Origin of the sequence: Aquipuribacter sp. SD81 (genome assembly GCF_037153975.1) — a bacterium.
GTDB lineage: Bacteria > Actinomycetota > Actinomycetes > Actinomycetales > JBBAYJ01 > Aquipuribacter.
The window spans coordinates 69,691-84,869 of the sequence record NZ_JBBAYJ010000013.1; the positions used below are offsets into that span (position 1 = coordinate 69,691).

Consider the following 15,179-nt stretch of genomic DNA (forward strand, 5'->3'; position numbering starts at 1 on the left):
CCGTGCCCCGCCCGCATGCCGGACAGCCCGACGCCGTCGCCGACGCGACCGTGCTCCGGCGGCGCCGCGCCAACGCCCGCTCCGGCGCGACCTCGCTCGGCGCGTGGGCCGCACGGCGCCGCGGCCTCGCGCTGCGGCCGGGACCGCACGGCCTGCTCGTCGCGCTGCACCACCCGAGGGCGTTCCCGCTGACCCGGGCGGCCGCGATGTGCCTGGGCGACGTCGTGCTCGTCCGACGCGTCGAGGGCGTCGAGGACGTCGCCGACCTGCTCGCGCGCCGGCCCACACTGCTGGACCACGAGGCCCGGCACGCGGGGCAGTGGGCCGCGTGGCGCGGGCCGCTCGGCTTCCTGCCCGCCTACGCCGCCGCGTCGTTGTGGTCGCTGCTGCGCCACGGCGACGTGCACTCGGGCAACGGCTTCGAGGTCGCGGCCGGGCTCGCGGACGGCGGCTACCAGTGGCGGCCGCCGCGGCGCCTGCTCAGCCGGCGAGGTCGGCGAAGTCAGTCCCCAGGACGACCGTGACGACCTCGACGTCGGAGGACAGCTCGACGACGCCGACACCCAGGTCGTCGGCGAGCGCCTCCGCGGTCGCGGCGAGGTCCGGGGCGGGGTAGAGCACGGTGGTCGGCACCTCGCCGGCCCGGTAGTTGCCCACGTCGCCGATGGTCCAGCCGACGGTCTCGAGGTCGCCCGCGGCGCCGGCGGCCAGCCCGGTCGTCTGCGTGGAGTTGAGGACGTCGACGCCGACGGTGCGGTCGACCTCCGCCGCACCCGCCTCCGACGCGGCGTCCGTGGCCCCGGTCGACGTCGGCGCCTCGCCCGACGACGCGCCGGAGCCGGCGTCCGTCGGTTCGCCCGTCGGCACGGCGGAGGCTCCCGCGGACGGCTCGGCGGCGTCCGTCGGCGCGGCGGCCGGAGCGGTCGCCTCCGCGGACGTGCTCGCCGACCCCGAGGGCGACGCCAGCCCGTCGCCGAGGCGCTCGCCGGCCCCGAGCACGTCGAAGGTGAGCAGCGCCCACAGCAGGACGCCGGAGAAGACGGCGACGGCCGCGAGCGAGGCGAGGACGGTGAGCAGGGGGTGCCGGCGCGCGCGGTGCGCGCCCGAGCGGTGGTGCTGGGGCACGGCGAGGTCGTCCATCGCTGCGGAGGCTACCGGGCGGCGGCCGTGGCGCCGCGCGACCTCAGGGCTCGATGCCGAGCCGGCGCGCCGTGCGGGTGCGGCGGCGCTGCGCGCGCGCCCGCCGCAGCCGCTTGACGAGCATCGGGTCGTGCCGGAGCGCGGCCTCGCGGTCGAGCAGCGCGTTGAGGACCTGGTAGTAGCGGGTGGGCCCCACGCCGAAGCGCTCCCGGACGGCCTGCTCCTTGGACCCGGGCTGCGTCCACCACTGCCGCTCGAAGGCGAGCACGTCGACCTCGCGGGCGCTCAGCCCGGGCGGGACCCCCGTCGCGCCCGCGGTGTCCGGGAGCCGGTCGTGGCCCTCGTCGGCGCCCACCTCGGCGTCGACCGCCCCGAGCTCGAGGGCGAGGACCTCCACGTCGGGCGCCGGCGCCGCGGCACGGCGCGGGTCGTTCGACGGGGCGGCCACGCGGCGAGCGTAGCAACCGAGTTACACGGCTGTGGTTCGCGCGCGCCGCAGCGCCCGCCCGAGCCGGCGGGCGGCGGCGACGTCCACGACCAGCAGGGCGGCGCCCTGCACGACGACAGCGGCGCCGTCCCCCGTCACGTCGGACCCGCGGAGCCGGCGCCGCCGCAGCAGGGCCAGACCGGCCGCGACGTAGCCGACGTCGAGGCCGGCGTTCACCAGCAGCACCCGGCGCAGCCGTTCCGCGTCCCGCCGCTCGCCCGCGGGGCTGCGGTCCCCGCGCGCGCGGCGGGCGTCGCGCGCGGCGAGCAGGGCCACGACGACGTCGACGGCGCCCCACGCCGCGCTCTGCCGTGCCGCGCCGCGCAGCGCGCCGCCGCCTCGGCCGAGCCGGTCGAGCACGGCGAGCCCGGCACCGGCCACCACCGAGGCGCCGCCCCACGCGCCGAGCGCGACCGCGAGCCCGCGGCGCAGCCGCGCGAGCGCCTCGCCCACCCCCGCGCTCCCTGCCGTCCGGGCGCGGCGCTCGGGGGTCTCGCGGTGGTCGGGCACCCGGCCATGCTGCGGGCGCCGGGGGTGTGGCGCACGCCGGGCCGCCGACGGCGGCGTCCGGCAGGATGCGCGGGTGCCGACGGGACCCCTGCGCGACCTCGTCCACCCCTCGTGGCTCGACGCGCTCGTGCCCCACGAGGAGACCCTCGACCGGCTCGGGCGCTTCCTCGACGCGGAGGAGGCGGCCGGCCGCGGCTACCTGCCGGCCGCCCCGCGCGTGCTGCGCGCCCTCGAGGCGCCGCTGGACTCCGTGCGGGTCCTCGTCGTCGGGCAGGACCCGTACCCGACTCCGGGCCACGCCGTCGGGCTGTCGTTCTCGGTAGCCCCGGACGTGCGCCCGGTGCCCCGCAGCCTGGCCAACGTCTTCCGTGAGCGGCACAGCGACCTGGGCCTCCCGCCGCCGGCCTCCGGCGACCTGACGCCGTGGGCCGAGCAGGGCGTGCTGCTGCTGAACCGCGTCCTCACGGTGTCCCCCGGAGCGCCGGGCTCGCACCGCGGCCGCGGCTGGGAGCGGGTGACGGAGGCGGCCATCCGCGCCCTCGCCGCGCGCGGCGGACCGCTCGTCGCGGTCCTGTGGGGCAGCGACGCCCGCGTGCTCGCCCCGCTGCTGCCGGGGACGCCGCTGGTCGAGAGCGCCCACCCGAGCCCGATGTCCGCCGCGCGGGGCTTCCTCGGCTCCCGCCCGTTCAGCCGCGTCGACGAGGCGCTGCGCGCCCAGGGGGCCGAGCCGGTCGACTGGCGGCTGCCCGGCGACTCCTGAGGCCGCACCGGCCCGCGGCACCCGCGGCACCCGCGGCACGGCCCGGTCGCGGGGCGCCACCCGTCACGGCCACAGCAGCGCGACGGTGACGACGACCCCGGTGCCGGCCACCCCCGCCGCCACACCGGCCAGCACGCCCAGCGCGGGCACGAGCAGCCTCGACCGGTCGCCGGAGCGCACCGCGCCGGCGAGCTCGAGCGCGAGCGAGGACCACGTCGACAGCCCGCCGCACACCCCGAGCGCGAGGGCCGCGGCCAGGCCCGCCACGTCCGCGCCGCCCACGGCGAGCGGCTCCGCCCGCCCCGAGGCGACGAGCCACGACAGCACGACGGCGGCCGCGAACGACGCCGGCACGTTGACCCACGCGGTCCCGGCACGCCGGACGGGCGGGGAGGCGGCGGACACGCGCGCGAGGACCGCGGCCCGCAGCGCGGCGCCGGCCCCCGCGCCGAGCACGAGGCACACCGTCTGGGCGAGCACGGCGGCGCCGGCCGCGCTCACCGGCGCCCGCCCAGGGCGAGGCCCGCGAGGCACGCCGCGACCGTCGCGACGGGGACCGTCACGAGCAGCGCGAGCGCGAGGACGGGTGCGGGCTCGGCGAGCCGCAGCACGTCGAGCACCCAGCCGGAGAACGAGGTGAACCCGCCGAGCACGCCGACGGTCACCCACGGCCGGCCCCAGCGGCCGCCGCGCGCGGTGGCCCAGCCGACGAGCAGGCTGCCCAGCACGTTGACCGCGACGAGCGCCGCCCAGTGCGGCAGGCCGGGCTGCACGGAGGACGCCACCTCCGTCGCCACGCGCGCGAGGCCGCCGAGCGCTCCGCCCGCCGCGGTCGCGACCAGCGCGGGCGGCCCGGGCGGCCCCGACGGCGCCGGTCGAGCAGCCGGCGGCGTCAGCCCCACGGGTCCGCGGCCCGGCCCACCAGCCGGGTCGCGTCGAAGTCGTACACGCGCCGCCCCTGCACGTAGGTGGTGAGGGCGCGGCTCATGACGTCGAGCGGGTCGCCGTCCCACACGACCACGTCGCCGTCCAGGCCGGGGCGCAGGGCGCCGACCCGGTCGTCCAGGCCCATGAACCGCGCCGGGTTGACCGTGATGGCCCGGAGCGCGAGGTCGCGGTCCAGGCCCTCCTTGACCGCGAACGTCGCCTGGTGGACGAGGAACGCGATGGGCACGACGGGGTGGTCGGTGGTGAGCGCCACCTCGACGCCCGCGGCGGCCAGCAGGGCGGGCGTGCGCAGCGTGCGGTGGCGCAGCTCGACCTTGCCGCGGGAGCCGAGCGTCGGGCCGACCACGCACGGCACGCCGGCCGCGGCGAGCTCCTCGGCGAGCAGGTGGCCCTCGGTCGCGTGGTTGAGGACGAGGCGGTAGCCGAGCTCGCGCGCGAGCCGGACGGCCGTCGCGATGTCGTCGCGGCGGTGCGCGTGCTGCGACCACGGGACCTCGCCGTCCAGCGCGAGCAGCAGCGTCTCGCTCGTGGGGTCCGGCGGCGGCCCGATCTCGCCCTTCTCCTGCGCCTGCAGCTGCTGCAGGCGGTGGTAGCGCGCCGTCGCGACCGCGTCGCGCAGCACGGCCGCCACACCCATGCGGGTGGTGGGCAGCCGCCCGCGGTCGCCGTGCACCCGCTTGGGGTTCTCCCCCAGCGCGCTCTTGATGCTCGCCGGCTCCTTGAGGCACATCTCGTCCGCGGTGCGGCCCCACGTCTTGAGCGCGGCCGTCCGGCCGCCGACGACGTTGGCGGAGCCGGGCTTGACGACGACGGTCGTCACGCCGCCGCCGAGCGCGTCGACGAAGGCGACGTCGGCGGGGTTGACGGCGTCGAGCGCGCGCAGCCGCGCCGTGTTGGCCTCGGTCGTCTCGTTGTGGTCGCGCCCGGGCCAGTCCTCGCCGTCCTCGAGCACCCCCAGGTGGCCGTGGGCCTCGACGAACCCGGGCAGCACCCAGCGGCCGGCCGCGTCGTGCACGGGGACGCCGTCCGGCACGGGGACGTCGTCGACGCGCCCGACCGCGACGACCCGCCCGTCGCGGACCAGGACGGTGCCCCGCTCGAGCACCTCGCCGTCGACGGGGACGACCCGCCCGCCGACGACCGCGACGTCGCGGCCGGGTCCGACCGGCGGACCGGTGAAGCCCTCGGTGGCCATCTCAGCCCTCCGTCCCGCTCGTCCCGTCGGTCGCCCCGCCGGCGGCGTCGACCGCGGCGTCGACCGCGTCGCGCAGCTCCGGCAGCGACGGGTAGCCGCCCTGCGCGCCGGTCACGACCTCGCCGGCCACGACGACGGTGGGCGTCGCGAGGCGGCCGAGCTCCTCGGCGGCCTGCTCCGTCGTCGCCTCCGCCCACGGCAGGTAGCGGCCCTCCTCGACGCACGCGGCGACGTCGACGCCCTCCTCGGCGGCGACCTCGACGAGGCGCTCGTCGGGCAGGCCGCTGCCGCCCTCGGCCGGCTGCTCGGCGAACAGGCGGGCCCCCCACCGCTCGAGGGCGTCCGGGTCGGCCTCGCCCACGCACGCGGCCGCGGCGGCGGCGCGGGTGGAGTACCCGTCGCCCACGCGGTCGAGGATGCTGACGGGGCGCCGGACGAGGGAGACCTCGTCGCCGGCCGCGAGCCCCGCGAGGTACTCCCCGGCCTCGGCCTCGAAGGCCCGGCACGCCGGGCACTGGTAGTCCTCGAACACGACGACGCGGACGTCGCCCGCCTCGCCGACGAGGAACCCGCCGCTCAGCGGCTCCTCCGGGTCGGTGGGCGTCGTGCCCGCCGGCAGGACGAGGTCCGGGCCGCCGGCGGAGTCGCCGCCGCCGCCGTCGCGGGCGGAGAGCCACACCGCGAGGCCGACGCCGACGGCGAGGAGCACGACGAGCCCGACCGCGACGGTCGTGAGCAGCCGCGCCCGGCGCGCGTCGGCCGCGTTCTGGCGGCGGATCGCCTCCAGGCGGGCCTCGCGCTGCTCGGGGCGCAGGTTGCGGGCCATGTCAGGCCGGCACCTCCCGGCGGTCCTCGCCCCACATGACGTGGAAGCGGCCCTCGCCGTCCACGCGCCGGTAGGTGTGCGCGCCGAACAGGTCGCGCTGACCCTGCACGAGCGCGGCGGGCAGCCGCTCGCGGCGGTTGCCGTCGAAGGCCGCGAGCGCCGCGGAGAAGCCCGGCACGGGGACGCCGGCGCGCACGGCCGTCGCGACGACCTCGCGCCACGCCTCGCCGGCACCCTCCAGCGCCTCCCGGAAGGCGGGCGCGGCGAGCAGGCTGACGAGGTCGGGGTGCTCACGGTACGCCTCGGTGATGCGGTCGAGGAAGCGCGCCCGGATGATGCAGCCGCCGCGCCAGATGGTGGCGATCGTGCCCATGTCGAGGTGCCAGTCGTGCTCGGCGGCCCCCGCGGACAGCATGTCGAAGCCCTGCGCGTAGCTCACGATCTTCGAGGCGTACAGGGCCCGGCGGACGGCCTCGACGAAGGCGGGCACGTCGTCCGGGGCGGGCACCGCGGAGCCGTCGGCGGTGCCGAAGGCCTGCTGCACGGCGTCGCGGGTCTCGCGGTGGCTCGACAGCGCCCGCGCGAAGACGGCCTCGGCGATGCCGCTCACGGGGGTGCCGAGCGACAGCGCGGTCTGCACCGTCCACGTGCCGGTGCCCTTCATGCCCGCCTCGTCGACGACGACGTCGACGAACGGCTGTCCGGTGGCGCCGTCGACGTGGGCGAGCACCTCGGCGGTGATCTCGATGAGGAAGGAGTCGAGCTCGCCGGTGTTCCACTCGCGGAACACGTCGGCGATCTCCGCGGGCGACAGCCGCGCGACGTGGCGCAGCAGGTCGTACGCCTCGCCGATGAGCTGCATGTCGGCGTACTCGATGCCGTTGTGGACCATCTTGACGAAGTGGCCCGCGCCGTCGGTGCCGAGGTGGGCCGCGCACGGCGTGCCGTCGACGACCGCGGCGATGCTCTCCACGAGCGGCCCGAGCGTCTCGTAGGCGGTGTCGGAGCCGCCGACCATGATCGAGGGGCCGTTGAGCGCGCCCTCCTCGCCCCCGGAGATGCCCGCGCCGACGAAGTGCAGGTCGCGGGCCGCGAGCGCCTCGGTGCGGCGGATCGTGTCGCCGAACAGCGCGTTGCCGCCGTCGACGACCATGTCGCCCGGCTCGAGCAGGTCGGCGACGGCGTCGACCACGGCGTCGGTGCCCGCGCCCGCCTGCACCATGACGACGACCGCGCGCGGGGTGCGCAGCGAGGCGACGAAGTCCTCCAGCGACTCGCTCGGCACGAACGTGCCCTCGTCGCCGTGCTCCGCCACGAGCGAGCGGGTCTTCTCCGGGCTGCGGTTGTACAGGGCCACCGTGTGGCCGTGGCGCGCGAGGTTGCGCGCGAGGTTGCGGCCCATGACGGCCAGACCGATGACTCCGACGTCCGCGCGTGCGCTCATGACCGTATTCCTACCCGAGCGGGCCCGGGCGCTCAGCGGGTGCCCACCGGCTGGGGCACCCCGCCGCGGCACCGCGGGGTGGGTGCGCCCTCACGCCGCCGACCCGGCGTGGGCGCACCAGTCGCCGCCGGGCAGCACCTCGCCGAGCCCGTCGACGTGCCCGGCGTAGGCGTACACCTGCACCTCGTGCGGGGTCGCGCCCCCGGTCGCGTCGAGCAGCGGCACGCGCACCCGCACGTACTCGCTCGTCGCGGGCGAGGCCGGGTCGTAGGCCTCGAGGGCGTCGAGCGCGACGAGCGTGGGCTCGTCGTGCACCCGGTGGACCTCGACGCGGACGAGGCCGGCCGCGGCGGCCCCCGGGCCGCCCACGACGAGCAGCGGGTAGCGGAAGTCGCGGCCGAGCGGCACGGCCACCTCGTGCAGGGCGCCGTGGACGACGCCGTCGAGGAGCGGCTCGGCGCCGGCGAGCAGGTGCGCGTTGCGGCAGCCCCGGCGCAGCGTGCCGTACACCGCGAGGTCGAGCGGGAGGCGCCGGTCGGCGACCGGCGGCGGGTGGGGGACCCTCGTCACGGCGTCAGGCTGCCACGGCCCACCGCCGCCCGGACCGCGTCGTCTCGCCGTCGGCGGCGACGGCTGGGACGCTGGCGGGGACCGTGGACGCAGCCGCACCGGCGGAGGGGACCATGACGCACTTCCACACCCAGGGCCCGCCCGGACCCGGCAGCCCGGACCCGCACCCGGAGCACCGCGAGCGGCACGGGGCGGGCCCGCGGCGGGCCGGCCGCGGCACCGGGGACGCGGGCGGCGCCGGCGCGCCGGAGGCGACCGACGACGGGGCCGGGGTGCCCGACACCAGCCCGCACGAGCCGAGCCTCGTCACCGGCCCGGTCGCCACCCGCGTCGACTCGCGCGACGGCTCGCACCGGCGGACGACCGGGCGACCGCACGTCGTCGTCGTCGGCTCCGGCTTCGGCGGCCTGTTCGCGACGCGCTCGCTGCGCACGGCCGACGTCGACGTCACGCTCGTCTCGCGCACGACGCACCACCTCTTCCAGCCGCTGCTGTACCAGGTGGCCACGGGCATCCTGTCCGAGGGCGACATCGCCCCCTCGACCCGCGAGGTCCTGAACGGCCAGCGCAACGCCACGGTGCTGCTCGGCGAGGTGACGGGCATCGACCTGGAGAACCGCTGCGTGCGCTCCCGCGTCGTGGACACCGAGACCGTGACGACGTACGACCACCTCGTCGTGGCGGCCGGGGCCGGGCAGTCGTACTTCGGCAACGACCAGTTCGCGGTGTTCGCGCCCGGCATGAAGTCGATCGACGACGCGCTGGAGCTGCGCGGTCGCATCTTCGGCGCCTTCGAGCTCGCCGAGCTCGCGTGGGACGAGCGCGAGAGCCAGGGGCTGCTCACCTTCGTCGTCGTGGGCGCCGGCCCGACGGGGGTCGAGATGGCGGGGCAGATCGCGGAGCTGTCCCGGCAGACGCTGCGCAGCGACTTCCGCCGCATCGACCCCACGAGCGCGAGGGTCGTGCTGCTCGACGCCGCCCCCCGCGTGCTCCCGGGCTTCGACGAGAAGCTCGGCGAGGCCGCGCACCGGCAGCTGGAGAAGATGGGCGTCGAGGTGCAGCTCGGCTCGATGGTCGTCGACGTCGACCGCTCCGGGCTGCAGGTCAAGGACCCCGACGGCACCGTGCGCCGCATCGACGCCCGCTGCAAGGTGTGGGCCGCCGGGGTCCAGGGCAGCGCACTGGGCGCGCTGCTGGCCGAGCAGTCCGGTGCGGAGCTCGACCGCGCCGGGCGGGTCAAGGTGCAGCCCGACCTCACCCTGCCGGGGCACCCGGAGGTCCACGTGGTCGGCGACATGATGGCGCTGGAGGGCCTTCCTGGTGTCGCGCAGGTCGCCATCCAGGGCGGCCAGCACGCCGCCCGGGAGATCCGCCGTTCGCTGGCCGGGGAGGAGACGGGTGAGCCGTTCCGGTACAAGGACAAGGGCTCGATGGCGACGATCGCCCGGTTCTCCGCCGTCGCGGACGTGAGCGGCCGCAAGTTCTCGGGCTTCGTCGCCTGGCTGCTGTGGCTCGCCGTCCACCTGCTCTACCTCGTCGGCTTCAAGAACCGGGTGACGACGCTGCTGAAGTGGACCATCACCTTCGTCGGGCGCGGCCGGTCCGAGCGCGCCGTCACGCAGCAGCAGATCATCGCCCGGCGGGCGCTCGCGCAGCGCCCGCCCGCACCGGCGGAGGACGCCGCCTCGGGCGGGGACGCGGGCGACCAGGTCGGCCTCGCGGACGTGCCGGGACGCACGGGCACGGAGCAGACGTCGATGTCGACCGACGTCGAGCGGGACGGCCCGCGCGGGTCCGACCCGGACGGCGACGGGTCGGAGACCGCGGAGGAGAGCGACGCCGTGCCGGGCGACCGGCACCTCGACGTCCGTGGTGAGGCCGTCAGCTCCCGACCCGAGCACTGAGCCGGCCCGACGCGCCAAGCGCGGCGGCGAGCTCGGCGGCGGGCACGGCGCGCGACCACAGCCACCCCTGGCCGAGGTCCGCGCCGAGTCCGGCCATCTCGGCCGCCACCTGCTGGGTCTCCACGCCCTCGACGACGCTGGTGAGGCCGAGGGTGCGGCACAGCTCCAGCCCGGCGAGCAGCACCGCGCGGGCCCGCACGTCGACGGCCGCCGACGTGACGAGGCCGCGGTCGAGCTTGAGCGTCGCGGCGGGCACCCGGCGGAGGTAGCCGAGCGAGGCGTGGCCGGCGCCGAAGTCGTCGATGACGACGTCGACCCCCATGCCCACGAGCTGGTGCAGGTGCCACAGGGCGGGCCCGTCGTCGTCGAGCAGCACCGACTCCGTCACCTCCAGCGCCAGCCGTCCGGGACCGACGCCGTGCGCGGCCACGGTGTCGCGGACGACGTCGAGCAGGCGGCGGTGGCGCAGCTGCAGCGGGGAGACGTTGACGGTGAGCCGCAGGCCGGCCGCGAGCAGGCCCGCCGCGTCCGCGTCCGCCACCGCGGTGCGCAGGACGTGCTCACCGAGGTCGTCGATGAGCCCGGTGCGTTCGGCGGCGGCGACGAACTCCGGTGGCGGCACGTGGCCGAGCTCCTCGTCGTGCCAGCGCGCGAGGGCCTCCGCCGCGACGACCTCGCCGCTGCGGAGGTCGACGATCGGCTGCAGGTGCACCGTCACGTCACCCCGGGCGAGGGCGCCCGCGAGCCGGCGCTGCACCGCGAGGTCGCGCGCCACCTGCTCGCGCTGGGCGTCGTCGTGCAGGACCGGACGGTTGGTGCGCTGCTCCTGGGCCGTGCGGAGCGCCTGCAGGGCGTCCTCCACGACGACCGCGAGCGGGGCGGCGTCACCCGCGGCGGCGGCGGCGACGCCGACGTGCAGCCGGACGCCGTCCTCGGGCCGTCCCCCGCCCCCGGCGTCGTCGCCGGTGGTGCCGCGGCGCGCGTCCTCCTGCAGCCGCTCCGCGGCGGCGAGCGCGGGCTCGAGGGCGCCACCTCCCTCGTCCGTCGCGGTGAGCACGAGGAGGAACTCGTCGCCGCCGGCCCGGAAGCACGTCGCGCCCTGCGGCGCCTGCGCCTCGACCAGCGCCCCGACGCGCCTCACGAGGGCGTCGCCGCCGGCACGACCGAGCACCTGGTTGACGGCGTCGAGGCCGGCGATGTCCACCGCGACGACCGCCGCGACACGGCGGGTCGACTGCGCCGCGAGCGCCTGGGCGTTCGGCAGCCCGGTGAGCGGGTCCACGAGGGCCTGGCGCGTCAGGCGCCGCACGAGCCGGCGCAGCACCGAGAGCAGGAGCACCTCGCGGCCGAGCACGAGCACGACGACCGCGACGGACAGCCCGAGCGCGACGGGGTCGAGCATCTGTATGCCGCCGCCGACGAGGACGGCGACGAGCAGGCCGCCGGAGACGGCGGTCGCGAGCGTCGCCGACCCGCCCTCGTCGTCGTCGCCGTCGGGGACGACGTCGCGCCGGGGCGGGGGCAGCAGCACCCAGCGGCCGGCCGCGACCACGAGCGGGACGAGCACGAGCACCTGCCACAGCACGGCCGCCTGCTCCAGCCACGCCGGCACCACGAAGCCGAGCGCCCCGAGGGACACCGCCCCGTCGGGGACCACGAAGGCCACGACCAGGAGGGCGAGCACGGGCAGGCGCCGACCGCGTTCCCGGACCGCCGCGAGGGAGGGCACCGCCACGGCCGCCGCCAGGCCGAGGAGGGTGGCGAGCAGCAGGTAGCGGTCGGGCCCGCGGTCGCGCCCCTCGGGCAGCAGCAGCTCCCACACGGTGAGCGTCGCGACCGTGGCGAGCAGCACCGCGTCGAGCAGCAGGCGGGTGACGGGCAGCGCCGCCCGTGACGAGGAGGGCGCGGTGGCGAAGGCGACGAGCACGAGCGGGGTCACGGCGAGCGCGAGCAGGTCGCCCGGCGCCTCGGGGTGCGCGACGCCCGGCTGGGTCGCGTTCACCAGCATGCCCGCGCCGTAGACCACGAACGCGGCGCCGAGCAGGCCCGCGGTGGCACGGCGTTCCGGCGCGGCCAGCGGGCGGGCGCGCGCGAGCAGCCACGCCCCGCCCGTCGTGCACACGAGCCCGACGACGACGTGCAGCAGGACGTCGCGGGCGAGCGGTCCGAGCAGGAGCGCGACGAGCGCGGCGAGCACCGTCAGGACCACCCCGGCCCACGCGAGCAGGCGGCACCACGCCCCTGCCGCCGCGTGCCCGCCGCGCGTGGTCACCTCCGTCACCCGGGCATGATCGGCCGACCCACCCGGGTTCCTGAGCCGCCGAGGCCCCCTGTCAGCCCGGCAGCCGGTCGGCGAGCACCTGGGCGAGGTGCCGGCCCGGCACCCCGGCGAGGTCCGCGGCCTGCGTGCGGCAGGAGAAGCCGTCGGCGAGCAGGACGGTGCCGGGGGCCGCCTCGCGCAGCGCGGGCAGCAGGGCGCGCTCGGCGACCGCGACCGAGACGTCGTGGTGCCCGGCCTCCATCCCCCAGTTGCCCGCGAGGCCGCAGCACCCGGCGAGCGCCCGCACCGTGGCGCCGGCGCCGCGCAGCAGCTCGAGGTCCGCGCCGTAGCCGGTGGCGCTGTGCTGGTGGCAGTGCGGCTGGGCCACGACGTCCAGGCCGGCCAGCGACGGCGGGGCCCAGCCGTCGCGCACGCGCTCGCCGAGCACCTGGGCGAGCGTGCGGACCGCGCCCGCCACGCGTGCGGCCCGCGGGTCCTCGGGCAGCAGCTCGGGCAGGTCGGTCATGAGCGCGACGGTGCACGAGGGCTCGAGACCGACCACGGGCAGGCCCGCGTCGACGTGGGGCGCGAGCACGTCGAGGGTGCGCCGCAGCCGCTCGCGCGCCCCGTCGAGCTGACCGGTCGACAGCCACGTGAGCCCGCAGCAGGCGCCGGGGCCGGCGAGCACGACCTCGTGCCCGGCGTCCTCCAGCACGCGTCGCGCCGCCTCGCCGACGTCCGGGGAGAAGCCGTCGGTGAAGGAGTCCGCCCACAGCAGGACGGGCCCCGCGGGCGCCGGGGACCGCGTCGTCCACGGCCGCGGCGACCGGTCGGCGGCCCAGCGCGCGCGCAGGGTGCGGCCCGCGAAGCGCGGCACGGACCGGCGCGGGTCCATGCCGCCGAGACGGAGCACGAGCCGGCGCAGCGGGGCCGCGCGCAGCACGGTGTTGACGACGAGAGCGAGCCCGGGGACCGCCGCGACGAGCGCGGACCAGCGCGGCAGCCAGCCGAGCGCGTAGTGCGCGACGGGGCGCAGCCGGCCGCGGTAGCGCCGGTGCAGCCACTCCGACTTGTACGTCGCCATGTCGACGCCGGCGGGGCAGTCGCTCGCGCACGCCTTGCACGACAGGCACAGGTCGAGGGACTCCGCGACGGCCGGGTGGGCGACCCCGTCGACGAGCGTGCCGTTCGTCAGCTCCTGCAGGACGCGCGCCCGCCCCCGGGTGGAGTCCTTCTCCTCGCGCGTCGCGAGGTACGAGGGGCACATGAAGCCGCCCGCGGCGCTCGTGTCGGCGCGGCACTTGCCGACCCCGACGCAGCGGTGGACGGCCCGGGTGAGGTCGCCGGAGTCGTGCAGCAGCGCGAACCCGCCCGCGCGCGGGGTCGGCAGCGCCTGCGGGCGGCGCAGGTCGACGTCGAGGGGGCGCGGGCGCACGAGCACGCCGGGGTTGTGGACGTCAAGCGGGTCGAGCAGCGCCTTGAACCCCTCGAAGAGGCGGAGCGCGTCGGGGCCGTACATGCGGGCGAGCAGCTCGCTGCGGGCCCGGCCGTCGCCGTGCTCGCCCGACAGCGACCCGCCGTGCGCGACGACGAGGTCGGCGGCCTGCTCGAGGAACGCGCGGGCGCGGGCCGGGTCGTCGGCGAGCGGCAGGTCGATGCGCACGTGCACGCAGCCGTCGCCGAAGTGCCCGTACGGCAGGCCGTCGACGCCGTGGTCGGCCATGAGGCGCTCGAAGCCGCGCAGGTAGTCCCCGAGGCGCTCCGGCGGCACGGCGGCGTCCTCCCAGCCGGGCCACGCCTGCGTGCCCGCGGGGGTGCGGCCCGCGAGCCCGGCTCCGTCCTCGCGGATGCGCCACAGCGCCGTCGCCTCCGGGCCGGGCGGGACCACGCGCACCGCGTCGGTGCCCGCGTCGGCGGCGAGCCGGCGGGCCGCGGCGAAGGCCTCGTCGGCGTCGGCGCCACCGACCTCCACGAGCAGCCAGCCGCCCCCGGCGGGCAGCGTGGGCACCGCCGCCTCGCCCCGGTGATGGCGCACGACGTCGACGAGGCGCGCGTCGATGCCCTCGACCGCCAGCGGACGGTGCGGCAGCAGCGCGGGCACCGCGTCCGCCGCGCTCGCCATGTCGGGGTAGGCGAGCACCGCGAGCGCGGTCGCGGGCGCGAGGTCGACGAGGCGGACCGTAGCGCCGAGCAGCAGGCCGCACGTGCCCTCGGTGCCGACGAGCGCCTTGGCGAGGTCGCGGCCGTTCTCGGGCAGCAGGTGCTCCAGCGAGTAGCCCGACACCTGCCGACCGAAGCGGCCGAGCTCGGTCCGGATGGTGCCGAGCGAGGCCTGCACGAGCTCCTCGAGCCCGGGCACCACCGACAGGTCCCCGGACCCCGCGCGGTAGCGGCGGCCGGTGCCGTCGAGCCAGTCCAGGGCGACGACGTTGTCGGCGGTGCGGCCGTGGGCGACGGCGTGCGGGCCGCACGCGTTGTTGCCGATCATGCCGCCGAGCGTGCAGCGGGCGTGGGTCGAGGGGTCGGGACCGAAGCGGAGCCCGTGCGGGCGCGCGGCCTCCTGCAGGTGGGCGAGCACGACCCCGGGCTCGACGACCGCGGTGCGGGCGGCGGGGTCCACCTCGAGCACGCGCGTGAGGTGACGGCTGGTGTCGACGACGACGCCGGGCCCGACGGCGTTGCCCGCCACCGACGTGCCGCCGCCGCGGACGGTGAGCGGGGCGCGCTCGTCGCGGCACACCTCCGCGACCAGCTGCAGGTCGTCGACGTGGCGCGCGACCACCACCGCGGCCGGCACGACGCGGTAGTTGGACGCGTCGGTGGAGTACTCGGCGCGCACGCGCACCGAGTCCTCGACCTGGCCGGGCAGCAGGCGGCGCAGCCGGTCGACCGCCCCGCGCGCCGTCCCCGGGCCGCCGTCGGTGCCCTCGCCGGCGCGCGATCGGTCGAGCAGCGTCACGGCAGGCCTCCCGGGGTCGTGGCTGGTCGCGTGGTCGCGGGCGGTCACGTCGCCGCAGCGGTACCAGTGTGCCCCGGCGGGCGCAGGCGCCGTGGCGCACCTCCCCGCCGGCGGACGCGGGCGCGCACCAACGCGACGCGCCGCCGCAGGAGGCGCAGAGTCGGAGGACACGAGCA

Annotated in this window: 14 protein-coding genes; 3 read left to right on the forward strand and 11 right to left on the reverse strand. The window is 78.0% G+C overall.

Annotated elements, in window-relative coordinates; translation table 11 throughout:
* Positions 1–2: 2 nt before the first annotated feature.
* Positions 3–524 (forward strand): hypothetical protein, encoded by a 522-nt coding sequence (locus WAA21_RS09750; RefSeq protein WP_336922596.1) that lies wholly within the window; start codon positions 3–5, stop codon positions 522–524.
* Here the strand turns inward: WAA21_RS09750 and WAA21_RS09755 are convergent.
* From WAA21_RS09755 to WAA21_RS09765, 3 genes are all read right to left on the reverse strand, one after another.
* On the reverse strand, positions 481–1,140 hold the full coding sequence (locus WAA21_RS09755) for a LytR C-terminal domain-containing protein (RefSeq protein WP_336922597.1): 660 nt from the start codon (positions 1,138–1,140) through the stop codon (positions 481–483). The two genes, WAA21_RS09750 and WAA21_RS09755, sit on opposite strands and share 44 nt — an antisense overlap.
* A 43-nt stretch (positions 1,141–1,183) precedes the next feature.
* The gene (locus WAA21_RS09760) at positions 1,184–1,429 is read right to left on the reverse strand and encodes a DUF3263 domain-containing protein (RefSeq protein WP_336922628.1); all 246 of its coding nucleotides are present in this window, start codon (positions 1,427–1,429) and stop codon (positions 1,184–1,186) included.
* A gap of 180 nt (positions 1,430–1,609) precedes the next feature.
* The gene (locus tag WAA21_RS09765) at positions 1,610–2,137 is read right to left on the reverse strand and encodes a DUF6992 family protein (protein ID WP_336922598.1); all 528 of its coding nucleotides are present in this window, start codon (positions 2,135–2,137) and stop codon (positions 1,610–1,612) included.
* A 73-nt stretch (positions 2,138–2,210) separates the two neighbouring features.
* Here WAA21_RS09765 and WAA21_RS09770 point away from each other — a divergent pair, with 73 nt between their 5' ends.
* A complete protein-coding gene (locus WAA21_RS09770; RefSeq protein WP_336922599.1) occupies positions 2,211–2,897 on the forward strand; it encodes a uracil-DNA glycosylase in 687 nt (228 codons plus the stop codon).
* A 63-nt stretch (positions 2,898–2,960) separates the two neighbouring features.
* On the opposite strand, the gene WAA21_RS09775 is transcribed toward WAA21_RS09770, so the two are convergent.
* The 6 genes from WAA21_RS09775 to WAA21_RS09800 form a co-directional block, all read right to left on the reverse strand.
* Entirely contained in the window at positions 2,961–3,398 is a 438-nt protein-coding gene (locus WAA21_RS09775; RefSeq protein WP_336922600.1) for a CrcB family protein, read from the reverse strand.
* Positions 3,395–3,799, reverse strand: a complete 405-nt coding sequence (locus tag WAA21_RS09780) for a FluC/FEX family fluoride channel (RefSeq protein WP_336922601.1) — start codon at positions 3,797–3,799, stop codon at positions 3,395–3,397. The genes WAA21_RS09775 and WAA21_RS09780 overlap by 4 nt, the downstream gene beginning before the upstream one ends.
* Positions 3,790–5,040 (reverse strand): amidohydrolase, encoded by a 1,251-nt coding sequence (locus WAA21_RS09785; RefSeq protein ID WP_336922602.1) that lies wholly within the window; start codon positions 5,038–5,040, stop codon positions 3,790–3,792. The genes WAA21_RS09780 and WAA21_RS09785 overlap by 10 nt, the downstream gene beginning before the upstream one ends.
* 1 nt (position 5,041) lies before the next feature.
* On the reverse strand, positions 5,042–5,866 hold the full coding sequence (locus WAA21_RS09790) for a DsbA family protein (protein WP_336922603.1): 825 nt from the start codon (positions 5,864–5,866) through the stop codon (positions 5,042–5,044).
* 1 nt (position 5,867) lies between these two features.
* Positions 5,868–7,310 (reverse strand): NADP-dependent phosphogluconate dehydrogenase, encoded by a 1,443-nt coding sequence (gndA, locus tag WAA21_RS09795; RefSeq protein WP_336922604.1) that lies wholly within the window; start codon positions 7,308–7,310, stop codon positions 5,868–5,870.
* Between the two features lie 90 nt (positions 7,311–7,400).
* Complete coding sequence (locus tag WAA21_RS09800; protein WP_336922605.1) at positions 7,401–7,880, reverse strand: gamma-glutamylcyclotransferase family protein; 480 nt, start codon at positions 7,878–7,880, stop codon at positions 7,401–7,403.
* Between the two features lie 83 nt (positions 7,881–7,963).
* Between WAA21_RS09800 and WAA21_RS09805 the strand changes: the two genes are divergently transcribed.
* Complete coding sequence (locus WAA21_RS09805; protein ID WP_336922606.1) at positions 7,964–9,784, forward strand: NAD(P)/FAD-dependent oxidoreductase; 1,821 nt, start codon at positions 7,964–7,966, stop codon at positions 9,782–9,784.
* Here WAA21_RS09805 and WAA21_RS09810 read toward each other — a convergent pair.
* Positions 9,762–12,065 carry a bifunctional diguanylate cyclase/phosphodiesterase gene (locus WAA21_RS09810; protein WP_336922607.1) on the reverse strand — a complete coding sequence of 768 codons (2,304 nt, stop codon included), beginning with the start codon at positions 12,063–12,065 and terminating at the stop codon, positions 9,762–9,764. The two genes, WAA21_RS09805 and WAA21_RS09810, sit on opposite strands and share 23 nt — an antisense overlap.
* Before the next feature lie 52 nt (positions 12,066–12,117).
* The gene (locus tag WAA21_RS09815) at positions 12,118–15,003 is read right to left on the reverse strand and encodes an FAD-binding and (Fe-S)-binding domain-containing protein (RefSeq protein WP_442893259.1); all 2,886 of its coding nucleotides are present in this window, start codon (positions 15,001–15,003) and stop codon (positions 12,118–12,120) included.
* Positions 15,004–15,179: the final 176 nt, after the last annotated feature.